The organism is Rhodopila globiformis, from assembly GCF_002937115.1.
In the GTDB taxonomy this organism is placed as follows: Bacteria; Pseudomonadota; Alphaproteobacteria; order Acetobacterales; family Acetobacteraceae; genus Rhodopila; species Rhodopila globiformis.
Genome location: NZ_NHRY01000078.1, coordinates 34105 through 55399 on the forward strand (window position 1 = coordinate 34105; position 21295 = coordinate 55399).

Here is a 21295-nt window from a genome sequence, read left to right on the forward strand (position 1 = left end):
CGGCTCAGCGCAGGATCGAATGCGGCCGGGCGTAGGTCATCATCCTGGCGCCCATCGCCCATTTCGACGTGCTGTTCGGATCCTCCTGCAACAGCGCGTCCTGCACCGGCTTGCCGACGGCCCCCAGTTCCATCGACAGCTTCGCCGCCGCATCCATCACCTGCGGCAGCACCGCCCGCGGCCGCGGCGGGCGCATCCGCATCGACGGCGAGCTGATGTGCAGCACCGCCACCACCGCCCCGGTGGCGTCGCGCACCGGCGCGGCGATCCCGACGGCGCCGGCGACGACTTCGTCCGAGGTGATCAGGTAGCCGCGGGTGCGGATGCGCTGCAGGTCCGCGGCGATCCAGGTAGAGTCGATCCGGGTCGCGGGCGTGAAGCGGTTCAGCCGCTGGGCCAGCAACTGGGTCTGCACCGGCTCCGGCGCGAACGCCAGCAGCAGGCGGCTGCTGCCGGCGTGCAGCGGGCCGCGCTTGCCCACTTCGGTGTACATGCGGATGGCCGGATCGGTCTGGTAGATCGCGACCGTCTCGCTTTCCATCCCGTCGCGTACCCGGAGATAGACATTCTCCCCCGTCGCCTTGCCCAGCGCCGCCATGATCGGCATGGCCGTCGCGGCCAGCGCGCCCTGGTCCGCCGCCGCCCGACCCAGCGCGCTCCAGCGCGCCCCCAGGCGCCAGAGGCCGCGCGCCTCGTCCTGGATGGTGAAGCCGCGTGCCTTTAAAGTACGCAGCAAGCGAAACGCCGCCGTGCGTGTGCAACCGGCGTTTTCCGCCAGCGCCGCCAGCGAGGCCGGCCCGAGACGCGACAGCGCCTCCAGCAGGTCGAGCGTACGATCGACGGCGGCGATGTTGTAATCCCGGGACCGGCCGGGAGGAAATGGATCATGGGCAGGGGGCGCGGCTTTGAGCTTGGTCTTGGTGGTGGTCGTGCTGCTCTTGGCTGTCCCCATTGTCCGGTCCCTCTACTTTTAGGTGGTGCACGGCGTTGTGGCACACGTTTGATACGCCAAACTGTTTAAACCGGCACCAAAAATACTTGTTGGTAGATTTGCATTCCAAAAAGTTGCAGTCAAAGGGCTTGCTGCATAGGAGCTATGCAATCCGTCCAAAACCGTGCACTATATTGCATATGGTTGCGGCGCACGCGGCTGGCTCGCGTCGGCAGGGGGGTGCTGCCGGTTTGGGCACCAGTCCCACCTTCGTCGCTTGTCGCGCCGCCTCGCCTGCGCTAAAGCGCCGCGTTCAGGTCGCCGCGAACGCGATTCGGGGCGCGCAGACTTATGCGGGCGTGGTGAAACTGGTAGACACGCCAGATTTAGGTTCTGGTGGCGAAAGCCGTGGGGGTTCAAGTCCCTTCGCCCGCACCAGGCGCTGTTGACGTCACGCAGCGGCGACGGGCCGGCAAGGCCCGCACATTCGGTTGAACAGGATTTTTTGGTAGGATTGGCTGGCACAATGCAGGTTACCGAGACGCTCTCCGACGGGCTGAAGCGTGGCTACACCGTGGTTCTCCCCGTCGCCGATCTGGACGCTCGCCGGACCGAGCGCCTGGCCTCGATCAGCAAGTCGGTGCGTCTCCCCGGCTTCCGGCCAGGCAAGGTGCCGATGCCGATCATCCGCCAGCGCTTCGGCAAGGACGTGTCGGCCGAGGTGCTGCAGGAGTCGGTGAACGAGGCGACCCAGCAGGTGCTGAGCGAGCGTGGCCTGCGCCCGGTGCGGACGCCGAAGGTCGACATGGTCACGGAAAACCCCATCGCGCTGGCCACCGACCTGGAATTCAAGCTCGAGATGGAGCTGATGCCGGACGTCACCATGCCGGATTTCAGCACCATCCAGCTGACCCGCTACAAGGCCGAGATGCCATCCGACGCGGTGGACAAGGCGCTGCAGCAGATCGCCAAGTACAATCGTACGCTGGAACCGCTGTCCGCGGAGACGCTGGAGGCCCGCGGCAACGGCGCCGTGACTGGCGAGATCGTTACCATCGACTTCGAGGGCAAGATCGACGGCGTGCCGTTCGAAGGCGGCAAGGGCACCGACATGCAGGTGGAACTCGGCGGCGACGGGTTCATCCCGGGCTTTGCCGAGCAGCTTGAAGGCGCCCGGCCGGGCGAGGCGCGCGTGCTGAACGTCACCTTCCCCGAGAACTACGGCAAGGCGGACCTGGCCGGCAAGCCCGCCACCTTCGACGTCACGGTCAAGCAGGTCAGCAGCCAGGCCATCCCGGCGATCGACGACGAGCTGGCCAAGAAAGTCGGCGCCGGTACCCTGGACGCGGTGAAGGAAATCATTGTCGCCCGCCAGCGGGAGGAGATCGATTCCGCCTCCCGCCTGCGGCTGAAGAAGGAACTGCTGGACGCGCTGGCCGGCATGGTTTCGTTCCCGGTGCCGGACTCCCTGGCGAACCAGGAATTCGACCAGATCTGGCGGCAGTTCGAGCAGGCCCGCAAGGCCGGCACCGAGGACGAGGACGACAAGAACAAGGATGAGGAGACCCTCAAGGCCGAGTACCGGGCCATCGCCGAGCGCCGCATCCGCCTGGGCCTGCTGCTGGCCGAGATCGCGCGGCAGAACAACATCGCCGTCACCGAGCAGGAAGTGACCCGCGGCATCATCCAACGCGCGATGCAGTACCCGGGGCAGGAATCGCAGATGATGGAGCTGTACCGCAAGTACCCGCACCTGACGGACAGCGTGCGTGGCCCGCTGCTGGAGGACAAGACCGTCGATTTCATCCTGGAGCTGGCGAAGGTGACCGACGCCACCGTCACGATGGAGGAGCTGATGCAGGAGCCGCCGGAGGCGCCGAAGACGGAGTCATCGGCGGCATAAGCGCCACATCGTGCTGATTTGCCGCTGGCCATCTGGCCGGGTGGCTGGACTTCCGGCGGCAGGCACATATTTATGAATGGCTTCTGGCTCGACCCTCTGCAACCTCTAGGTGATTATGATGCGGGACCGCGATCCTGTTGAAATTTATGGCAATTCCCTGGTTCCCATGGTGGTCGAGCAGACCGCGCGGGGGGAGCGGGCGTTCGACATCTACTCGCGCCTGCTGAAGGAGCGGATCATCTTCCTCACCGGCGCGGTGTATGACCAGGTCAGCGCGCTGATCTGCGCCCAGTTGCTGTTCCTGGAGTCGGAAAACCCATCAAAAGATATTTCCTTCTATATCAACAGCCCGGGCGGCGTGGTGTCCGCCGGCTTGGCGATCTACGACACCATGCAGTACATCCGCAGCCCGGTCAGCACGGTCTGCATCGGCCAGGCCGCCTCGATGGGCAGTCTGCTGCTGACCGCCGGCGCCAAAGGCAAGCGCTTCGCCCTGCCGAACGCGCGCGTCATGGTGCACCAGCCCTCCGGCGGCGCCCAGGGCCAGGCGACGGACATCGAAATCCAGGCGAGGGAAATTCTTACCCTCCGCAAACGGCTGAATGAAATTTACGTTCGTCACACCGGCCAGCCGATCGAGGCGATTGAACGGAAGCTGGAGCGTGATACCTATATGTCGGCTGAGGAAAGCCGGGACTTCGGTCTGGTGGACGAGGTGGTTGACCGCCGTCCGCCGGTCGAATCTGCCGAGCCTTCCAAGAGCTGAGGCCTATCTCCATTCCAGATATCCGAGGCAGGGGCTTCCTGCCTCGGAATTTTCCCTTTCAGTCAATTCATTGTGGTTTGTGCGGCAGAGTTCGCCGTATGCTTTCCAGCGTTGTAAGGGATGGGCTGTTCGCGGTTCTTGTCCCTGCCGCGTATAGGGAGTTATGCTTCCCCATTGTGCCCCTGTGTCCGGGGGAGGAGTGCGCATGAGCAAGTCCGGCGATTCGAAAAATACCCTCTACTGCTCGTTCTGTGGCAAGTCCCAGCACGAGGTCCGCAAACTCATCGCCGGTCCGACGGTCTTCATCTGCGACGAGTGCGTCGAGCTTTGCATGGATATCATCCGTGAGGAGCACAAGACGCACCTCGTGAAGTCCCGCGACGGGGTGCCAACTCCGCGGGAGATCTGCAAGGTCCTGGACGACTACGTCATCGGCCAGGATCACGCCAAGCGCGTGCTGTCGGTGGCGGTGCATAACCATTACAAGCGCCTGGCCCACGGCCAGAAGAACAACGACGTCGAGATCGCGAAGTCCAACATCCTGCTGGTCGGCCCCACCGGCTCCGGCAAGACCCTGCTGGCGCAGACGCTGGCCCGCATCCTCGACGTGCCGTTCACCATGGCCGACGCCACCACGCTGACCGAGGCGGGGTACGTGGGCGAGGATGTCGAGAACATCATCCTCAAGCTGCTGCAGGCGGCCGACTACAATGTGGAGCGGGCGCAGCGCGGCATCGTCTATATTGACGAGGTCGACAAGATCTCGCGCAAGTCGGACAACCCCTCGATCACCCGGGACGTTTCTGGCGAAGGCGTGCAGCAGGCGCTGCTGAAGATCATGGAAGGCACGGTTGCCTCGGTCCCGCCGCAGGGCGGGCGGAAGCATCCGCAGCAGGAGTTCCTGCAGGTCGACACAACCAACATACTGTTCATCTGCGGCGGCGCGTTCTCGGGCCTCGAGAGGATTATCAGCTCGCGTGGCAAGGGCTCGGGCATCGGCTACGGCGCCGAGGTCCGCTCGCAGGATGAGCGCCGGATGGGCGCGATCCTGCGCGAGGTGGAACCGGAAGACCTGCTGAAGTTCGGCCTGATCCCCGAGTTCATCGGCCGCCTGCCGGTGGTCGCGACGCTGGAGGACCTGGACGAGGGCGCCCTGATGGAGATCCTGACCAAGCCGAAGAACGCGCTGGTCAAGCAGTACGGGCGTCTGTTCGAGATGGAAGGCGTCAAGCTGTCGTTCACCGACGACGCGTTGAAGTCGGTCGCCACCCGGGCCATCAAGCGCAAGACCGGCGCGCGCGGCCTGCGCTCGATCATGGAACAGATCCTGCTGTCCACCATGTTCGACCTGCCGGGCCTGGACGGCGTCGAGGAGGTCGTGATCAACCGGGAGGTGGCGGAGTCCCGTTCGAATCCGCTGTACCTGTACGGGAAGGAGCGGGCGGAAAGCACCGCCTGATCCCGACAGCAACCCGGAAACCCGGCTCTCGGTGGAGCGATCACGGATTTCAAGGGCTTGCGACAATCTTTCCTGCGGCCATATCGGCCGCATGAGATTGCGACAGGCCCATGAATGCGTCGTCCGTGCCGCTGCCGGGCGGATAACGCTGACTGTCCATCAAGGAGGTCATGAATGACGGAACAGGATCGGCCAGCCCCCGAGCGGCCAGCGAACCCGCAAAGACCACAGGGTCAGAGTGACGTGATGGCCGTGCTGCCGTTGCGCGACATCGTGGTCTTCCCGCACATGATCGTCCCGCTGTTCGTCGGCCGGGAAAAGTCGGTGCGGGCCCTGGAAGCGGTGATGCGGGACGACAAGCAGATCCTGCTGGTCGCGCAGAAGAATGCCTCCCAGGACGATCCGACGGTCGAGGATATTTATCGCGTCGGCACCGTCTCGACGATCCTGCAGTTGCTGAAGCTGCCGGATGGCACGGTGAAGGTGCTGGTCGAGGGCGGCCGCCGCGCGCGGATCACCGGCTTCAAGGAAACCGAGGCGTTTTTCGAGGCGCAGACCGAGCCGATGACCGACGTCGTCGGCGAGAAGAAGGACCTGGAAGCGCTCGGCCGCACCGTGGTTTCTCAATTTGAGCAGTATATCAAGCTCAACAAGAAGATCGCGCCGGAAGTCCTGGTGTCGCTGAACCAGATCGAGGAGCCGTCGAAGCTGGCTGATACGGTCGCCAGTCACCTGAACCTGAAGATCCCTGAGAAGCAGGACCTGCTGGAGATCGCCAAGGTCAGCGAGCGCCTGGAACGCGTGTTCGGCCACATGGAGTCGGAAATCGGCGTCCTGCAGGTGGAGAAGCGCATCCGCAACCGCGTCAAGCGGCAGATGGAGAAGACCCAGCGCGAGTACTACCTGAACGAGCAGCTGAAGGCGATCCAGAAGGAACTGGGCGAGCGCGAGGACGGCAAGGACGAGAACGCCGAGCTCGAATCCAAGATCAAGAAGACCCGGTTCTCCAAGGAAGCCCGCGACAAGGCCATGGCGGAGCTGAAGAAGCTGCGCACCATGAGCCCGATGAGCGCGGAAGCGACGGTGGTTCGTAACTACCTGGACTGGATGCTGTCGATCCCCTGGAAGAGGCGCAGCAAGATCCGCAACGACGTGGTCGAGGCCGAGAAGGTGCTCGAGGCGGACCACTATGGCCTGGACAAGGTCAAGGAGCGGATCATCGAATACCTGGCGGTGCAGGCGCGCAGCCCCAAGGTGCGCGGCCCGATCCTTTGCCTGGTTGGCCCGCCCGGCGTCGGCAAGACCTCGCTGGGCAAGTCGATCGCCAAGGCGACGGGGCGCAACTTCGTCCGCATGTCGCTGGGCGGCGTGCGGGATGAGGCGGAGATCCGTGGCCACCGGCGGACCTATATCGGCTCGATGCCGGGCAAAGTCATCCAGGGCATGAAGAAGGCCAAGACTTCCAACCCGCTGTTCCTGCTGGACGAGGTGGACAAGCTCGGCTCCGACTGGCGCGGCGACCCGTCGTCGGCGCTGCTGGAGGTGCTGGACCCCGAGCAGAACTCCACCTTCGCCGATCACTACCTGGAGGTGGACTACGACCTATCGGACGTGATGTTCGTCACCACGGCCAACAGCCTGCGCATGCCGCAGCCGCTGCTGGACCGCATGGAGATCATCCGCATCCCCGGCTACACCGAGGATGAGAAGGTCGAGATCGCCAAGCGCCACCTGATCAACAAGCAGGGCGAGGCGCATGGCCTGAAGAAGGACGAGTGGAGCATCACGGAAGACGCCCTGCGCGACCTGATCCGCTACTACACGCGCGAAGCCGGCGTCCGGAACCTGGAGCGCGAGATCGCCAACCTGGCGCGGAAATCAGTGAAGGAGATCGTCACCAAGAAGTCGCCCAAGATCGCCGTCACCCGGAAGAACCTGGAGAAGTTCGCCGGCGTGAAGAAGTTCCGCTTCGGCGAGACGGAAGCCGAAGACATGGTGGGCGTCGTCACCGGCCTGGCCTGGACCGAAGTCGGCGGCGAGATCCTGACCATCGAGTCGGTGCTGCTGCCCGGCAAGGGCAACGTCAAGCACACCGGCAAGCTGGGCGACGTCATGCAGGAAAGCGTCTCGGCCGCGATCAGCTACGTCCGCAGCCGCGCGACCAAGTTCGGCATCAAGCCGACGCTGTTCGAGAAGCGCGACATCCACGTGCACGTGCCGGAAGGGGCGACTCCGAAGGACGGCCCGTCGGCGGGCGTGGCGATGGCGACGTCGATCGTCTCCATCCTCACCGGCATCCCGGTGCGGCGTGACGTGGCGATGACCGGCGAGGTGACGCTGCGTGGGCGCGTGCTGCCCATCGGCGGCCTGAAGGAGAAGCTGCTGGCGGCCCTGCGCGCCGGGATCACCACGGTATTCATCCCGAAGGAGAACGAGAAGGACCTGGCCGAGATCCCGGACAACGTGAAGAAGCACCTGAAGCTGATTCCGGTGTCCGATGTGGACGAGGTCATCGCCCAGGCCCTGGCGCGGCGTCCGACGCCGATCGAGTGGGAAGAGCCGGCGGAGGCGCCATTGCCGGCGGCACCGGCGGCACCGGCCTCGACATCCTTGCCACATTGAACATGAACGGCCCGCTGAACCACTTCAGCGGGCCGTTTTCCCCAGAAATCCGTGGTTCCCAGCATTGACGCGGTTAAAACCCGGCAAGTAGTGTCCGCCGGCTTTCTCCGGACATGTTGTTCGGGACTTCGATTCGTGACTATGGATATGAGAGGGGCCACGCCGTGAACAAAATGGACCTCATTGCAGCGGTCGCTGACGGGACAGACCTCTCGCGTGCGAAGGCAGGTGAAGTCGTCGATTCCGTGTTCGGCGCGATTATCGATGCGCTGAAGAAGAAGGAAGAAGTCCGGCTGGTTGGCTTCGGCACGTTCGTCGCGGCCACGCGTAAAGCCAGCACGGGCCGCAATCCGCGAACCGGCGAAGAGATGGAAATTCCCGAATCGACCACCGTGCGCTTCAAGGCCGGCAAGGGCCTGAAGGACTCGGTGGGCTGAGACGGGCAAGGGGGGGTGCTTTCGGGCGCCTCCCGCCTCCAGGGGCGGTTAGCTCAGCGGTAGAGCGTCTCGTTTACACCGAGAGGGTCGGCGGTTCAAATCCGTCACCGCCCACCAGGGTTCCAGACCTACCGTTGCCTTGAAGCAGTCCGTCTACTGGCAACTTTTCTCCCAATTGGCTTCCTGTACGCCGTTGGCGATGAAAGCCGCCAGGGGTCGAGGCCGCGCTTGTGGCTCCTGTCGCCACACAGGCCAGAACGCGCAAGCCGACCGAATCTCCGTTCGTAACATGCCGCTGACACGAAGTGGACCGGCTCTCCGCCCAAGTGGCGGCCTTGGGCTCCTGTGGTTCTAATCCCATCGGTCCTTTGACCAGTTACGCACCTCCACGCTCCCGTCCGCACGCACCTCCACCAGCAGGTTGATCAGGCTGTCCTGGCATTCAACAGTGTCAAGCGCCAAGCCAGACAAACGGCATTGCTCGTCGGCCGCTACCGTTGGCACGATTATGATCAGCCCATTGTGTACCTCAAGCTGGGCATAGATCCGAAGGAAGTCACGGCGATTGTTGGTGACGATGATGTAGTCGCGTTCAGCCGCCAACATGGCCAAAACCCGGTCGTCAGCGCCTTCCCGATTAAGCCAGGCGACGTGCATTGCGACATAGCCACGCTCTTTGGCCGTGCCAGCCAAATAGGGCGACAGACACTCATCAATCAGGATGGGGTCCATCACGCCGCAGCCGGATGGTCCCGCCAGCCTGGCCCGATCGTCTCCTCAGCCCACGCGATGGCCGCCTCGATCCCGTCGAGAGGCAGGGAGGGGTAGTGATTGAAGATGTCCACGCGGCTGTATCCTGCCCGCAGATGCACCAGGATCATCTCCACCGGGATTCGCGTGCCGCGAATCGTCGGTACCCCGCCCATGATCTCGGGATTGCAGACAATCTCCGCCGGGAGGCTCCGCTTCTTTGCGTGCAGAATCATGACCGGTGGCTCCTTTCCCCAATATATACCCGCCAGTCGCGCGATTTCCAGCCAAACGCCCTTGACGCCCTACGCCGCCCGGCATACACGCAGCGCCACACGATGCGCGGGTGTAGCTCAGTCGGTTAGAGCGCCGGCCTGTCACGCCGGAGGTCGCGGGTTCGAGCCCCGTCACTCGCGCCATCATCTCATTCCCCACCGCACATGCCGAAAGCCCGGGCTGCCCTGACGGCCCGCTGTGCCGTGCGGATTTGTTGTGAATCCGCTTCTTCTTGCGCGCTCGTCATCTTCCGGTGCAGGTTTTGTTACCTTAGCCTATGGCCCTCGCCGCGCGTTCGCGTTAAGAGCCTTGCGCAACTGCGGAACCGGACAAGCCCACGCGAGACGCGCGCGGCGCGGCCGGTTCTGCGGTCGCGTCCAAAGAGCAAGTGCGGATCAATCAATGCAACCTGTCCTGTTCGGGTATCTGCCCATCCTCGTCTTCCTGGTGATTGCCGGCGTTATTGCCGTCGCCATGGTGGGTGGGTCATTGATCGCCGCCCGCCAGAAGCCATATGCCGAGAAGCTTTCGGCCTACGAGTGTGGGTTTGAGCCCTTCGACGATGCGCGCCGGCGGTTTGACGTGCGGTATTACCTCGTCGCGATTCTCTTCATCATCTTCGATCTGGAGGTCGCGTTCCTCTTTCCCTGGGCCGTCGCCCTGAAGGGAATCGGCGCCTTCGGCTTCTGGTCGATGATGGCGTTCCTGGGCGTCCTCACCGTGGGCTTCATCTACGAGTGGTGCAAAGGCGCCCTGGAGTGGGAGTGACAGCATGAGCGACGCAACCGTACTGGCCTGGAACCGCGACCATCTGCCGCCCGGCCCGGAGCAGGATGCCGTCATCAAGGGCATCACCGGCGAGATGGCCGACAAGGGCTTCCTGGTGGCGAATATCGACAAGGTGGTGAACTGGGCACGCACCGGCAGCCTGTGGCCGATGACCTTCGGGTTGGCCTGCTGCGCGATCGAAATGATCCACGCCTACATGCCGCGCTATGACCTCGACCGGCTCGGCATGATCCCGCGCGCCTCGCCGCGGCAGAGCGACGTGATGATCGTCGCCGGCACGCTGACCAACAAAATGGCGCCGGCGCTGCGCAAGGTGTACGACCAGATGCCGGAGCCGCGCTGGGTGATCAGCATGGGCAGCTGCGCCAACGGCGGCGGCTACTACCACTATTCCTATTCCGTGGTGCGCGGCTGCGACCGGGTCGTGCCGGTCGACGTCTACGTCCCCGGCTGCCCGCCCACCGCCGAGGCGCTGGTTTACGGAATCATGCAGTTACAGAAAAAGATCCGCCGCACAGGGACAATTCTCCGTGGCTGACGCAGAAACGAAAACCGAGGCCGCTCCGCCGCCACCCTCGCCGCTGGAACAACTCGGCCAGGCGGTCGCAACGATTCGCGGCATCGCCGGCTGGCGCATCGAGCGCGATGAACTGATTGCCACAGCAGACCGCGACTCGCTGCTGGCGGTGATGCTGACGCTGCGCGACGACCCGCGCTTCGCCTTCGAGCAGGTGATGGACATCTGCGGCGTCGATTGGCTGGAGCGGGCCGAGCGGTTCGACGTGGTCTACAACCTGCTGTCGGTTTCGCTGAACCACCGCCTGCGGGTGATCGTCACCACCGACGAGAAGGCGCCGGTGCCGTCTGTCCATACTGTCTGGCCAGCCGCGACGTGGTGGGAGCGCGAATGCTGGGACCTGTTCGGCGTCGTGTTCTCGGGCCAGCCGGACCTGCGCCGGATCCTGACCGACTACGGCTTCGAAGGCCACCCGCTGCGCAAGGACTTCCCGCTGACCGGCTATGTCGAGGTCCGCTACGACGAGGAGCGCAAGCAGGTCGTCTATGAGCCGGTCAAGCTGACCCAGGACTGGCGCAGCTTCGACTTCCTCTCCCCGTGGGAGGGCGTGACCACCTTGCCGGGCGACGAGAAGGTTTACACCGAGCGCTCCGAGCAGGCGAAAGGCTAAGGCAATGAGCGAAGCGACCGGCACGACGCCCGCGATCGTCGAGATCGACAGTCATTCGATCAATTTCGGCCCGCAGCACCCCGCGGCGCACGGCGTGCTGCGCCTGATCCTGGAAATGGACGGCGAGATCATCGAACGCGCGGACCCGCATATCGGCCTGCTGCACCGCGGCACCGAGAAGCTGATGGAATACCGCACGTATCTACAGTCCGTGCCGTATTTCGACCGCCTCGACTACGTTTCGCCGATGTCCGAGGAGCACACCTACGCGCTTGCGGTGGAAAAGCTGCTCGGCATCACCGCGCCGGACCGCGCGCAGTGGATTCGCGTGTTGTTCGCCGAGATCACCCGGGTGCTGAACCACCTGCTGAACCTGACGACCTACGCGCTCGACGTCGGCGCCATCACCCCGAGCCTGTGGGGGTTCGAGGAACGCGAAAAGCTGATGGAGTTCTACGAGGCGGCCTCCGGCGCACGGCTGCACTCCAACTACTTCCGTCCGGGCGGCGTGGCGCGCGACCTGCCGGCCGGCCTGACCGACCGCATCCACGGGTGGAGCGAAACGTTCCCGAAGTTTATCGACGACCTGGAGGAACTGCTCACCGCCAACCGCATCTGGAAGCAGCGCACTGTCGATATCGGCGTGTTTACGGCCGAGCAGGCGCTGGCCTGGGGCTTTGCCGGCCCGCCGCTGCGCGCCTCCGGCGTGCCGTGGGACCTGCGCCGCTCGCAGCCGTACGACAAGTATAACGAGGTCGACTTCCAGGTTCCCGTCGGCCGCAACGGCGACTGCTACGACCGCTACCTGATCCGCATGTATGAGATGCGGGAGAGCGTGAAGATCATCCGCCAGTGCCTGCCGAAGATGCAGCCCGGGCCGGTGAAGGTGCAGGACCGCAAATTCTCGCCGCCGACGCGCGCCGAGATGAAGCGCTCGATGGAGGCGCTGATCCATCACTTCAAGCTGTTCACCGAAGGCTTCCACGTGCCGGCCGGCACGACATACACCGCGACGGAAAGCCCGAAGGGCGAGTTCGGCGTCTATCTGGTTGCCGACGGCACCAACCGGCCGTATCGTTGCAAGATCCGTCCAACCGGATTCGGCTTCCTCCAGGCAACCGATGCGATAGCCAAACGGCATATGCTGGCTGATATCACGGCGATCATCGGATCGATGGATATCGTGTTCGGCGAAATCGACAGGTAGACCATGACGACAACCAATAGTTCGGAAACGTTCCGGCAACCGGACAGCTTCGCTTTCGATGCGGAAAGCGAGGCTGAAATCGCGCAGGTCATCACCAAGTACCCCGCCGGCAAGCAGGCGAGCGCGGTGATTCCGGCGCTGTACGTGGCGCAGCGGCAGATGCAGCGGCAGACCGGCAGCGCCTGGGTGCCGGTCAAGGCGATGGACGCGGTGGCGGCGCGGTTGGGCATGGCGCCGATCCGCGTCTATGAAGTCGCCACCTTCTACTTCATGTTCAACACAAAGCCGATCGGCAAGTATCACCTGCAGGTGTGCACCACCACGCCGTGCTGGCTGCGCGGCTCCGACCAGATCGTCCAGGCCTGCTGCCAGGAAACCGGCATCAAGCATTTCGGCGAAACCAGCGCGGACGGAATGTTCACCATGACCGAGGTCGAATGCCTCGGCGCCTGCGTGAACGCGCCCATCCTGCAGGTTGACGATGATTACTATGAAGATATGGATGCGGAGAAGGTGAAGGACCTGCTGGCCGCGCTGCGCCGCGGTGAGCGTCCGGCGCCGGGCTCCATGACCGGACGCCAGACATCGGCTCCCGAAGGTGGCCCGAATACGTTGACCACGCTGCGCTTCGCGCCGGAGGGTTGAATGCTGCAGGACAAGGATCGCATCTTCACCAATCTCTACGGCCTGCATGACCCGTACCTGAAGGGCGCGCGGGCGCGGGGCGACTGGGACAATACGGCCGCGATCCTGGCCCGCGGCCGCGACGCGCTGATCCAGGAGATGAAGGATTCCGGCCTGCGCGGCCGCGGCGGCGCCGGTTTCCCCACCGGCCTGAAGTGGTCGTTCATGCCGAAGCAGTCCGACCGTCCGTGCTACCTGGTGGTGAACGCCGACGAATCCGAGCCCGGCACCTGCAAGGACCGCGACATCATCCGCCACGATCCGCACAAGCTGGTCGAAGGCTGCCTGGTCGCCGGCTTCGCCATGGGCGCCTGCGCGGCGTATATCTACATCCGCGGTGAGTTCTTCAACGAATCGGTCGTGCTGCAGCGCGCGATCGACGAAGCCTACGCCGCCGGGCTTATCGGCAAGAACGCCTGCGGCTCCGGCTACGATTTCGACGTGTTCCTGCACCGCGGCGCCGGGGCCTATATCTGCGGCGAGGAAACCGCCCTGATCGAAAGCCTGGAAGGCAAGAAGGGCATGCCGCGGATGAAGCCGCCGTTCCCGGCCGGCGTCGGGCTGTATGGCTGCCCGTCCACGGTGAACAACGTCGAATCGATCGCCGTGGCGCCGACGATCTTCCGCCGCGGCGCGTCCTGGTTCACCAGCTTCGGCCGGCCCAACAACACCGGCACCAAGCTGTTCTGCATTTCCGGCCACGTGAACCAGCCGTGCAACGTCGAGGAGGAACTCGGCATTCCGTTGCGGGAGCTGATCGACCGCTACGCCGGCGGCGTGCGCGGCGGCTGGGACAACCTGCTGGCGGTGATCCCGGGCGGCTCCTCCGTGCCGCTGATCCCGAAATCGATCTGCGACGATGTGCTGATGGACTTCGACAGTCTCCGCAACGTGCGCAGCGGCCTGGGCACGGCAGCCGTCATCGTCATGGACAAATCGACCGACGTCATCAAGGCGATCGCCCGACTGTCGAAATTCTACATGCACGAAAGCTGCGGCCAGTGCACGCCGTGCCGCGAGGGCACCGGCTGGATGTGGCGCGTCATGACCCGCATGGTCGAAGGCCGCGCCACGCCGCAGGAAATCGACACGCTCGACCAGGTGACCCGCCAGGTTGAGGGCCACACCATCTGCGCCCTGGGCGACGCGGCGGCGTGGCCGGTCCAGGGCTTGATCCGGCATTTCCGGCCGGTCATGGAAGAACGCATAGCCGCGTACAAGGCGCGCAGCACGACGCGCCTGGCGGCGGAGTAGGACTATAAGCTGTTGCGCAATAATCAAGGACGTCCGGCGGACGAACAGGAGGATGCCCGTTATGGATGACATACGTCCAGACCCGCGGCTCATCATCGAGAAGGGCGGATACACCCTTGATCGTGGCGGTAGAACGCGGCCTCCTGCGCGCCGGCCCGACCAGGAACCATGCCGGCCGGCAACGGGCGGCCCTACGCTGCCGCCGCTCAAGCCTGCCTCTACGTCGCCAGCCGCTCATTCCGGATCGAACAACAAGCATGGCTAAAGTCACCATCGACGGCATCACGGTCGACGTCGCCAACGGCTCGACCATCCTCCAGGCCGCGGAGCAGGCGGGCGTGGAAATCCCGCGCTTCTGCTACCACGAGCGCCTGTCCATCGCCGGCAACTGCCGCATGTGCCTGGTGGAGGTCGAGAAGGCGCCACCCAAGCCGATTGCCTCCTGCGGCTACCCGGTGGCCGACGGCATGGTCGTGCACACCGACACGCCGATGGTCCGCAACGCCCGCCGCGGCGTGATGGAATTCCTGCTGATCAACCACCCGCTGGACTGCCCGATTTGCGACCAGGGCGGCGAGTGCGACCTGCAGGACCAGGCGCTTGGCTACGGCATGGACCACTCGCGCTACGCCGAGAACAAGCGCGCCGTGCCGGACAAGAACCTCGGCCCGCTGGTGAAGACCTCGATGAACCGCTGCATCCACTGCACGCGCTGCATCCGCTTCATCACCGAGATCGCCGGCGTGCCCGACCTCGGCGCCACCGCCCGCGGCGAGCACATGGAAGTCGGCACCTATGTGGAAAAGGCGCTCGGCTCGGAACTATCCGGCAACATCATCGACCTGTGCCCCGTCGGCGCGCTGACCTCGAAGCCGTATGCCTTCGTCGCCCGCCCGTGGGAACTGGCGAAGACCGACAGCATCGACGTGCTGGACGCCGTCGGTTGCAACATCCGCATCGACTCCCGCGGCCCGGAAGTGCTGCGCATCCTGCCGCGCATCAATGAGGACGTGAACGAGGAGTGGCTGGGCGACAAGTCCCGCTTCGCCGTCGATGGCCTGAAGCGCCGCCGCCTGGATCGTCCGTGGGTGCGCGAGAACGGCAAGCTGCGCGCCGCCACATGGGACGAGGCCTTCGCCACCATCGCCGCCAAGCTCAAGCCGCTCGCCGGCCACAAGATCGGCGCCATCGCCGGCGACCTGTGCGACGCCGAGAGCATGCTGGCGCTGAAGGACCTGATGGACAGCCTGGGCTCGGTCAACCTCGACTGCCGGCAGGACGGCGCCCGGCTTGACCCGGCGCGGCGGGATTTCTACTGCTTCAACACCTCGATCGCCGGGATCGAGGAAGCCGACGCGCTGCTGATCGTCGGGTCGAACCCGCGCAAGGAAGCGCCGGTGCTGAACGCGCGCATCCGCAAGGCGTGGCTCCACAGCGGCATGCCCATCGGCGTCATCGGCCCGGACACCGACCTGACCTACGCGGTGACGCAACTCGGCATGCGGCCGGTGGTGCTGAGCAACCTGGTGCATGATACGCACCCGTTCATCAAGGTGCTGCAGGAGGCGAAAAAGCCGATGATCATCGTCGGGCAGGGCGCGCTGGCGCGGCCCGACGGCAATTCCGTGCTGGCCGCGGCCTGGCAACTGGCGGCGCATGTCGGCGCGCTGACGCCGGAATGGCACGGCTTCAACGTGCTGCACACCGCGGCGGCCCGCGTCGGCGCGCTGGACCTGGGCTTCGTCCCGGGGCCGAACGGCAAGGGCATGAACGCGATGCTGGGCGACGGGGTGGATTTCCTCTGGCTGCTCGGCGCCGACTCGGTCGATCCGGCGCGCATCGGCGACAACACCTTCGTGGTCTACCAAGGCCACCACGGCGACGTCGGCGCGCACCGGGCGGACGTGATCCTGCCCGGCGCGGCCTACACGGAAAAGTCCGGCACCTACGTCAACACCGAGGGCCGGGTGCAGCGCGGCCTTCGCGCGGTGTACCCGCCCGGCGAGGCGCGCGAGGACTGGACGATCCTGCGCGCGTTCAGCGCCGTCCTCGGCAGGACGCTGCCGTACGACACCATCGAGGCGCTGCGCGCCCGGCTGGAGCAGGTCAACCCGGTGTTCGGCCGCGTCGGCCACCTGCCGCGCTTCGGCTGCTCGGACCAGGCTGGCCCGACCGGCGACATCACCGCGCTGTCGGACGCGCCGTTCGTCGCGGCGGTGACCAACTACTACCAGACCGACCCGATCAGCCGGGCCAGTCCCACCATGGCCGCCTGCGTGGCGGCGCAGACGACCCCGGCGCTGGCGGCGGAGTAGGCGGATGTACGAGTTCTTCCACGACACCAACCTCGGCCTGGTCCTGCTGACCGTGGGCGAGTGCCTGGCCCTGCTGGTGCCGCTGCTGATCGCCGTCGCCTACCTGACCTACGCCGAGCGCAAGGTCCTGGCGGCGATCCAGTTGCGCAAGGGGCCGAACGTGGTCGGGCCGTTCGGCCTGCTGCAGCCGTTCGCCGACGCGCTGAAGATGCTGACGAAGGAGACCATCATCCCGTCGGGATCGAACCGCGTCCTGTTCCTGCTCGCGCCGATGCTGACCTTTCTGCTGGCGATGCTGGCCTGGGCCGTCATCCCGGTGAACGCGGGCTGGGTGGCGGCGGACATCAACGTCGGCATCCTGTACCTGTTCGCGATCTCCTCGCTCGGCGTGTACGGCATCATCATCGCCGGCTGGGCGTCGAACTCGAAATACGCCTTCCTGGGCGCGCTGCGCTCGGCGGCGCAAATGGTCAGCTACGAGGTCTCGATGGGCTTCGTGCTGGTCAGCGTGCTGCTGTGCGTCGGCTCGCTGAACCTGTCCGATATTGTGCTGGCGCAGCGGCATATCTGGTTCTGCATCCCGCTGCTGCCGATGTTCGTCATCTTCTTCGTCTCGGCGCTGGCGGAGACCAACCGCTCGCCGTTCGACCTGCCGGAGGGGGAGTCGGAAATCGTCGCCGGGTTCTTCGTCGAATATTCGTCCATGAGCTTCGGGCTGTTCTTCCTCGGCGAATACGCGAACATGATCCTCATGAGCGCGATGACCTCTATCCTGTTCCTGGGTGGCTGGCTCGGCCCGTTCGGCTTGCTGCCGCAGCTTGGGCCGCTGTGGCTGATCCTGAAGATCTGCGTCCTGCTGTTCCTGTTCATCTGGATCCGGGGCACCATGCCACGCTACCGCTACGACCAGCTGATGCGGTTGGGCTGGAAGGTGTTCCTGCCGTTTTCATTGCTGTGGCTGGTGCTGACCGCCGGTGCGCTGCTGGCCTTCGGATGGCTGCCGAATGTCGCGTGACCCGGACCTGCACCTGACCCCGTCGGCGGAGGCCTGACATGGCATTTATCGACCGCACAGCGCGCAGCCTGCTGCTTGGCGAGTTGCTCGCCGGGCTGGGCCTGACCCTGCGCTACTTCTTCAAGCAGAAGGCCACCATCAACTACCCCTATGAGAAGGGGCCAATCAGCCCGCGGTTCAAAGGGGAGCACGCGCTGCGGCGCTACCCGAACGGCGAGGAACGCTGCATCGCCTGCAAGCTGTGCGAGGCGATCTGCCCGGCGCAGGCGATCACCATCGAGGCGGAGCCCCGCAGCGACGGCTCGCGGCGCACCACGCGCTATGACATCGACATGACCAAGTGCATCTACTGCGGCCTGTGCGAGGAAGCCTGCCCGGTGGATGCCATCGTCGAGGGCCCGAACTTCGAGTTCGCCACCGAGACGCGCGAGGAACTGCTCTACAACAAGGACAAGCTGCTGGCGAACGGCGACCGTTGGGAACCCGAGATCGCCCGCCGGCTGGAACTGGACGCGCCCTACCGATGATCACCCAGATCCTGTTCTATCTGTTCGCCGTGGTCCTGCTGGGTTCGGCGGCGGCGGTGGTCAGTGCCCGCAATCCGGTGCACTCGGTGCTGTTCCTGATCCTGGCGTTCTTCAACGCCGCGGCGCTGTTCCTGATCGCCGGGGCCGAGTTCCTGGCGATGATCCTGGTCATCGTCTACGTCGGCGCCGTCGCGGTGCTGTTCCTGTTCGTGGTGATGATGCTGGACGTGGACTTCGCCGAGTTGCGAAGCGGCTTCCAGCGCTATCTGCCGGTTGGCGCCACGGTCGGCGCGGTACTGCTGATCGAGCTTGGCCTGGTGCTGAGCGGCTGGACCTTCGCGACGGACTCCGCGCACCTGCGCATGTCGCCGGCGCCGGTGGGAATGTCGAACACCGAGGCGCTGGGGCGGATCCTCTACACCGACTACGTCTTCCTGTTCCAGATCGCCGGCCTGATCCTGCTGGTGGCGATGATCGGCGCGATCGTGCTGACGTTGCGGCGGCGCAAGACCTCGCGGCACCAGATCATCCGCGTGCAGACCGAGCGCGCGGTGACCGAGACGCTGGAGATGATCCCGGCGCCGCTGGGCGCGGGGGTGGCGTCGATGGGCGGCTACCGGCGCCCCAAGGTGGCCGAGCCCGAGCCGGTCGTGGCGGAAGAGGCCGAGGCGGAGGGGCACGGCCATGGGCACCATTAGGAACGCCGTGGCGCCCGGCAACGTAGCGTTGGCGCCGCGCGCTGTGCCCTCTCCGTCATGGCCGGGCGTGTCCCGGCCATCCACCCCCCACCGTCGCAGCGCGCATGGCGGCGTAAGTTCTTCGCCCCATCCTCATGGCCACCCAACCGTCGAAGCGCAGATGGCCGGGACAGGCTCGGCCATGACGGAGAGCGCCCGTCCAACCCTCGGGAGAAAACGTCCATGATGGCCGTCGGCCTCGGACACTACCTGACTGTGTCCGCCATCCTGCTCGTCCTGGGCATTTTCGGCATCTTCCTCAACCGCAAGAACATCATCATCATTCTGATGTCGATCGAGCTCATCCTGCTCGCGGTCAACCTGAACTTCGTCGCTTTCTCCGCCGCGCTGAACGACATGGCCGGGCAGGTGATGGCCATGCTGGTGCTGACCGTCGCGGCGGCCGAGGCGGCGATCGGCCTGGCGATCGTGGTGATCTACTTCCGCAACCGCGGATCGATCCAGGTTGAAGACGTCAACCTGATGAAGGGCTGACCATGCTGTATGCTCTCGCCGTCTTCACGCCGCTGGCCGGCGCCATGGTTTCCGGCCTGCTCGGCCGCATCATCGGCGACAAGGCCGCCATGGGCGCTTCCGTCCTCGGCATGATCGTCGCCGCCATCTGCGGCCCGCTGGCCTTCTTCCAGATCACCGCCGGCAATCCGCCGGGTCTGCTCGACATCGGCTCCTGGATCGAGTCCGGCCGGTTCCACGTGGACTGGGCGCTGCGCTACGACACCCTGTCCGCCGTCATGGTGGCGATGGTGACGTTCGTGTCGATGCTGATCCACGTCTATTCCATCGGCTACATGGGCCACGACGCCCGGCCGCGGTATCGCTTCTTCGCCTACCTGTCGCTGTTCAGCTTCGCCATGCTGATGCTGGTCACGGCCGACAACCTGGCGCAGCTGTTCTTCGGCTGGGAAGGCGTCGGCCTGTGCTCCTACCTGCTGATTGGCTACTGGTATGACCGCCCGAGCGCCTGCGCCGCGGCGATCAAGGCGTTCATCGTCAACCGCATGGCGGACCTGCCGTTCGCCGTCGGCCTGGCGCTGATCTTCTTCAAGTTCGGCTCGATCGAGTTCGCCACGATCTTCCCGGCTGTGCCGCAGCACCTGCACGACACCTACACGCTGTTCGGCACAACCTTCCCGGCGCTGGAGGTCATCGCCTTCCTGCTGTTCATCGGCGCCATGGGCAAGTCGGCGCAGCTTGGCTTCCATGTCTGGCTGCCGGACGCGATGGAGGGCCCGACGCCGGTCTCCGCCCTGATCCATGCCGCGACGATGGTGACCGCGGGCGTGTTCCTGGTGGCGCGGATGTCGCCGCTGATGGAGTATACGCCCTATGCGCTGGGCTTCGTCACCTTTATCGGCGCCTCCACCGCGCTGTTCGCCGCGACCATCGGCTGCACGCAGTTCGACATCAAGCGGGTGATCGCCTACTCGACCTGCTCGCAGCTTGGCTACATGTTCGCCGCGGCCGGTGTCGGCGTGTACCAGGCGTCGATCTTCCACCTGATCACGCATGCCTTCTTCAAGGCGCTGCTGTTCCTGTCCGCCGGCTCGGTGATCCACGCCATGTCGGACGAGCAGGACATGCGCAAGATGGGCGGGCTGGCGCGCAAGATCCCGATCACCGCGGCGGTGATGTGGATCGGCAACCTGGCGCTGGCCGGCATTCCGCCGTTCGCTGGCTACTACTCGAAGGACGCCATCATCTCCGCCACCTACGCCGCCGGCACGCCAATCGGCTATTACGGCTTCTTCTGCACCGTGGCGGCCGCGGCGCTGACCGCGTTCTACTCCTGGCGGCTGCTGTTCATGACCTTCCACGGCAAGGCACGTGCCGATCACCATACGATGGAGCACGTGCATGAGAGCCCGTGGGTGATGCTGGTGCCGCTGATCCTCCTGGCCACCGGCGCCGTCGTCGCCGGCTACCTGCTGTCCGGATGGTTCATCGGCGCCGGCTGGCAGCACTTCTGGAACGGCTCGATCTACAACGGCGCGCACAACGACGTGCTGGCGCGGATCGAGGAAAACCCCATCTGGGTCGATTACATCCCGCTGGTCGTCGGCCTTGCCGGCATCGCCGTGGCGTTCGTGATGTATATCCTGAACCCGCTGCTGCCGGTGCGCCTGTCGCAGACCTTCAGCGGCCCGTACCGCTTCGTCTTCAACAAGTGGTATTTCGACGAACTGTTCGACGCCATCCTGGTGCAGCCGTCGATCCGCCTGGCCCGCATCTTCTGGCAGACGGGCGACGCCACCATCATCGACGGCGTGCCCAACGGCCTGGCCGAACTGACCGTCGACGGCTCCCGCCAGGCGGTCAAGATCCAGACCGGCTCGCTGGCCGTCTATGCCTTCGTCATGCTGATCGGCGTCGTCGTGCTGATCGGTGTCTTCATGCTGAGCCGGTGAGGATTTGCCT

The 21295-nt window shown here is 65.1% G+C and carries 20 protein-coding genes and 3 tRNA genes; 20 read left to right on the top strand and 3 right to left on the bottom strand.

Annotation, left to right across the window (positions count from 1 at the left end; all coding sequences use genetic code 11):
• Positions 1 to 4: 4 nt before the first annotated feature.
• Positions 5 to 952: an IclR family transcriptional regulator gene (locus CCS01_RS08820; protein WP_104518461.1), complete on the bottom strand. Its 948-nt coding sequence runs from the start codon at positions 950 to 952 to the stop codon at positions 5 to 7.
• A 332-nt stretch (positions 953 to 1284) separates the two neighbouring features.
• Here CCS01_RS08820 and CCS01_RS08825 point away from each other — a divergent pair.
• From CCS01_RS08825 to CCS01_RS08855, 7 genes are all read left to right on the top strand, one after another.
• Positions 1285 to 1369 (top strand) — tRNA-Leu (locus CCS01_RS08825).
• A gap of 88 nt (positions 1370 to 1457) precedes the next feature.
• A complete protein-coding gene (gene tig / locus CCS01_RS08830) occupies positions 1458 to 2834 on the top strand; it encodes a trigger factor (RefSeq protein WP_104518462.1) in 1377 nt (458 codons plus the stop codon).
• Positions 2835 to 2952: 118 nt separating this feature from the next.
• Positions 2953 to 3600: an ATP-dependent Clp endopeptidase proteolytic subunit ClpP gene (clpP, locus tag CCS01_RS08835; protein ID WP_104518489.1), complete on the top strand. Its 648-nt coding sequence runs from the start codon at positions 2953 to 2955 to the stop codon at positions 3598 to 3600.
• 205 nt (positions 3601 to 3805) lie between these two features.
• The gene (gene clpX / locus CCS01_RS08840; RefSeq protein ID WP_104518463.1) at positions 3806 to 5059 is read left to right on the top strand and encodes an ATP-dependent Clp protease ATP-binding subunit ClpX; all 1254 of its coding nucleotides are present in this window, start codon (positions 3806 to 3808) and stop codon (positions 5057 to 5059) included.
• Positions 5060 to 5233: 174 nt separating this feature from the next.
• Positions 5234 to 7681, top strand: coding sequence for an endopeptidase La (lon, locus tag CCS01_RS08845; RefSeq protein WP_104518464.1), 2448 nt, complete (start codon positions 5234 to 5236; stop codon positions 7679 to 7681).
• A 173-nt stretch (positions 7682 to 7854) separates the two neighbouring features.
• Positions 7855 to 8118 (top strand): HU family DNA-binding protein, encoded by a 264-nt coding sequence (locus tag CCS01_RS08850; protein ID WP_104518465.1) that lies wholly within the window; start codon positions 7855 to 7857, stop codon positions 8116 to 8118.
• 42 nt (positions 8119 to 8160) lie between these two features.
• Positions 8161 to 8235: transfer RNA gene (locus CCS01_RS08855), tRNA-Val, on the top strand.
• A 234-nt stretch (positions 8236 to 8469) separates the two neighbouring features.
• On the opposite strand, the gene CCS01_RS08860 is transcribed toward CCS01_RS08855, so the two are convergent.
• Both CCS01_RS08860 and CCS01_RS08865 read right to left on the bottom strand, forming a co-directional pair.
• Positions 8470 to 8850: a DUF5615 family PIN-like protein gene (locus CCS01_RS08860; protein ID WP_104518466.1), complete on the bottom strand. Its 381-nt coding sequence runs from the start codon at positions 8848 to 8850 to the stop codon at positions 8470 to 8472.
• Positions 8850 to 9104, bottom strand: coding sequence for a DUF433 domain-containing protein (locus CCS01_RS08865; RefSeq protein ID WP_104518467.1), 255 nt, complete (start codon positions 9102 to 9104; stop codon positions 8850 to 8852). The genes CCS01_RS08860 and CCS01_RS08865 overlap by 1 nt, the downstream gene beginning before the upstream one ends.
• Positions 9105 to 9210: 106 nt before the next feature.
• Between CCS01_RS08865 and CCS01_RS08870 the strand changes: the two genes are divergently transcribed.
• The 13 genes from CCS01_RS08870 to nuoL all read left to right on the top strand — a co-directional run bounded on the left by CCS01_RS08870 (position 9211) and on the right by nuoL (position 21285).
• Positions 9211 to 9287 (top strand) — tRNA-Asp (locus tag CCS01_RS08870).
• Positions 9288 to 9546: 259 nt separating this feature from the next.
• Positions 9547 to 9912: an NADH-quinone oxidoreductase subunit A gene (locus CCS01_RS08875; RefSeq protein WP_104518468.1), complete on the top strand. Its 366-nt coding sequence runs from the start codon at positions 9547 to 9549 to the stop codon at positions 9910 to 9912.
• A 4-nt stretch (positions 9913 to 9916) separates the two neighbouring features.
• The gene (locus tag CCS01_RS08880; protein WP_104518469.1) at positions 9917 to 10471 is read left to right on the top strand and encodes a NuoB/complex I 20 kDa subunit family protein; all 555 of its coding nucleotides are present in this window, start codon (positions 9917 to 9919) and stop codon (positions 10469 to 10471) included.
• Positions 10464 to 11120 carry an NADH-quinone oxidoreductase subunit C gene (locus tag CCS01_RS08885; RefSeq protein ID WP_104518470.1) on the top strand — a complete coding sequence of 219 codons (657 nt, stop codon included), beginning with the start codon at positions 10464 to 10466 and terminating at the stop codon, positions 11118 to 11120. Before CCS01_RS08880 ends, CCS01_RS08885 begins: the two co-directional genes overlap by 8 nt.
• A 4-nt stretch (positions 11121 to 11124) precedes the next feature.
• Entirely contained in the window at positions 11125 to 12327 is a 1203-nt protein-coding gene (locus tag CCS01_RS08890; RefSeq protein WP_104518471.1) for an NADH-quinone oxidoreductase subunit D, read from the top strand.
• Between the two features lie 3 nt (positions 12328 to 12330).
• A complete protein-coding gene (locus CCS01_RS08895; protein WP_104518472.1) occupies positions 12331 to 12972 on the top strand; it encodes a complex I 24 kDa subunit family protein in 642 nt (213 codons plus the stop codon).
• Positions 12973 to 14265, top strand: a complete 1293-nt coding sequence (gene nuoF / locus CCS01_RS08900) for an NADH-quinone oxidoreductase subunit NuoF (protein ID WP_104518473.1) — start codon at positions 12973 to 12975, stop codon at positions 14263 to 14265. It abuts the gene before it with no gap.
• Positions 14266 to 14522: 257 nt separating this feature from the next.
• Complete coding sequence (gene nuoG, locus CCS01_RS08905) at positions 14523 to 16580, top strand: NADH-quinone oxidoreductase subunit NuoG (protein WP_104518474.1); 2058 nt, start codon at positions 14523 to 14525, stop codon at positions 16578 to 16580.
• A 4-nt stretch (positions 16581 to 16584) separates the two neighbouring features.
• Positions 16585 to 17595, top strand: coding sequence for an NADH-quinone oxidoreductase subunit NuoH (gene nuoH / locus CCS01_RS08910; protein ID WP_104518475.1), 1011 nt, complete (start codon positions 16585 to 16587; stop codon positions 17593 to 17595).
• A gap of 38 nt (positions 17596 to 17633) precedes the next feature.
• Positions 17634 to 18122, top strand: a complete 489-nt coding sequence (gene nuoI / locus CCS01_RS08915) for an NADH-quinone oxidoreductase subunit NuoI (RefSeq protein WP_104518476.1) — start codon at positions 17634 to 17636, stop codon at positions 18120 to 18122.
• A complete protein-coding gene (locus CCS01_RS08920; protein WP_104518477.1) occupies positions 18119 to 18820 on the top strand; it encodes an NADH-quinone oxidoreductase subunit J in 702 nt (233 codons plus the stop codon). Before nuoI ends, CCS01_RS08920 begins: the two co-directional genes overlap by 4 nt.
• Positions 18821 to 19042: 222 nt before the next feature.
• Positions 19043 to 19354, top strand: a complete 312-nt coding sequence (gene nuoK, locus CCS01_RS08925; protein ID WP_456307596.1) for an NADH-quinone oxidoreductase subunit NuoK — start codon at positions 19043 to 19045, stop codon at positions 19352 to 19354.
• Positions 19355 to 19356: 2 nt separating this feature from the next.
• Positions 19357 to 21285: an NADH-quinone oxidoreductase subunit L gene (gene nuoL / locus CCS01_RS08930; RefSeq protein WP_104518478.1), complete on the top strand. Its 1929-nt coding sequence runs from the start codon at positions 19357 to 19359 to the stop codon at positions 21283 to 21285.
• Positions 21286 to 21295 lie beyond the last annotated feature (10 nt).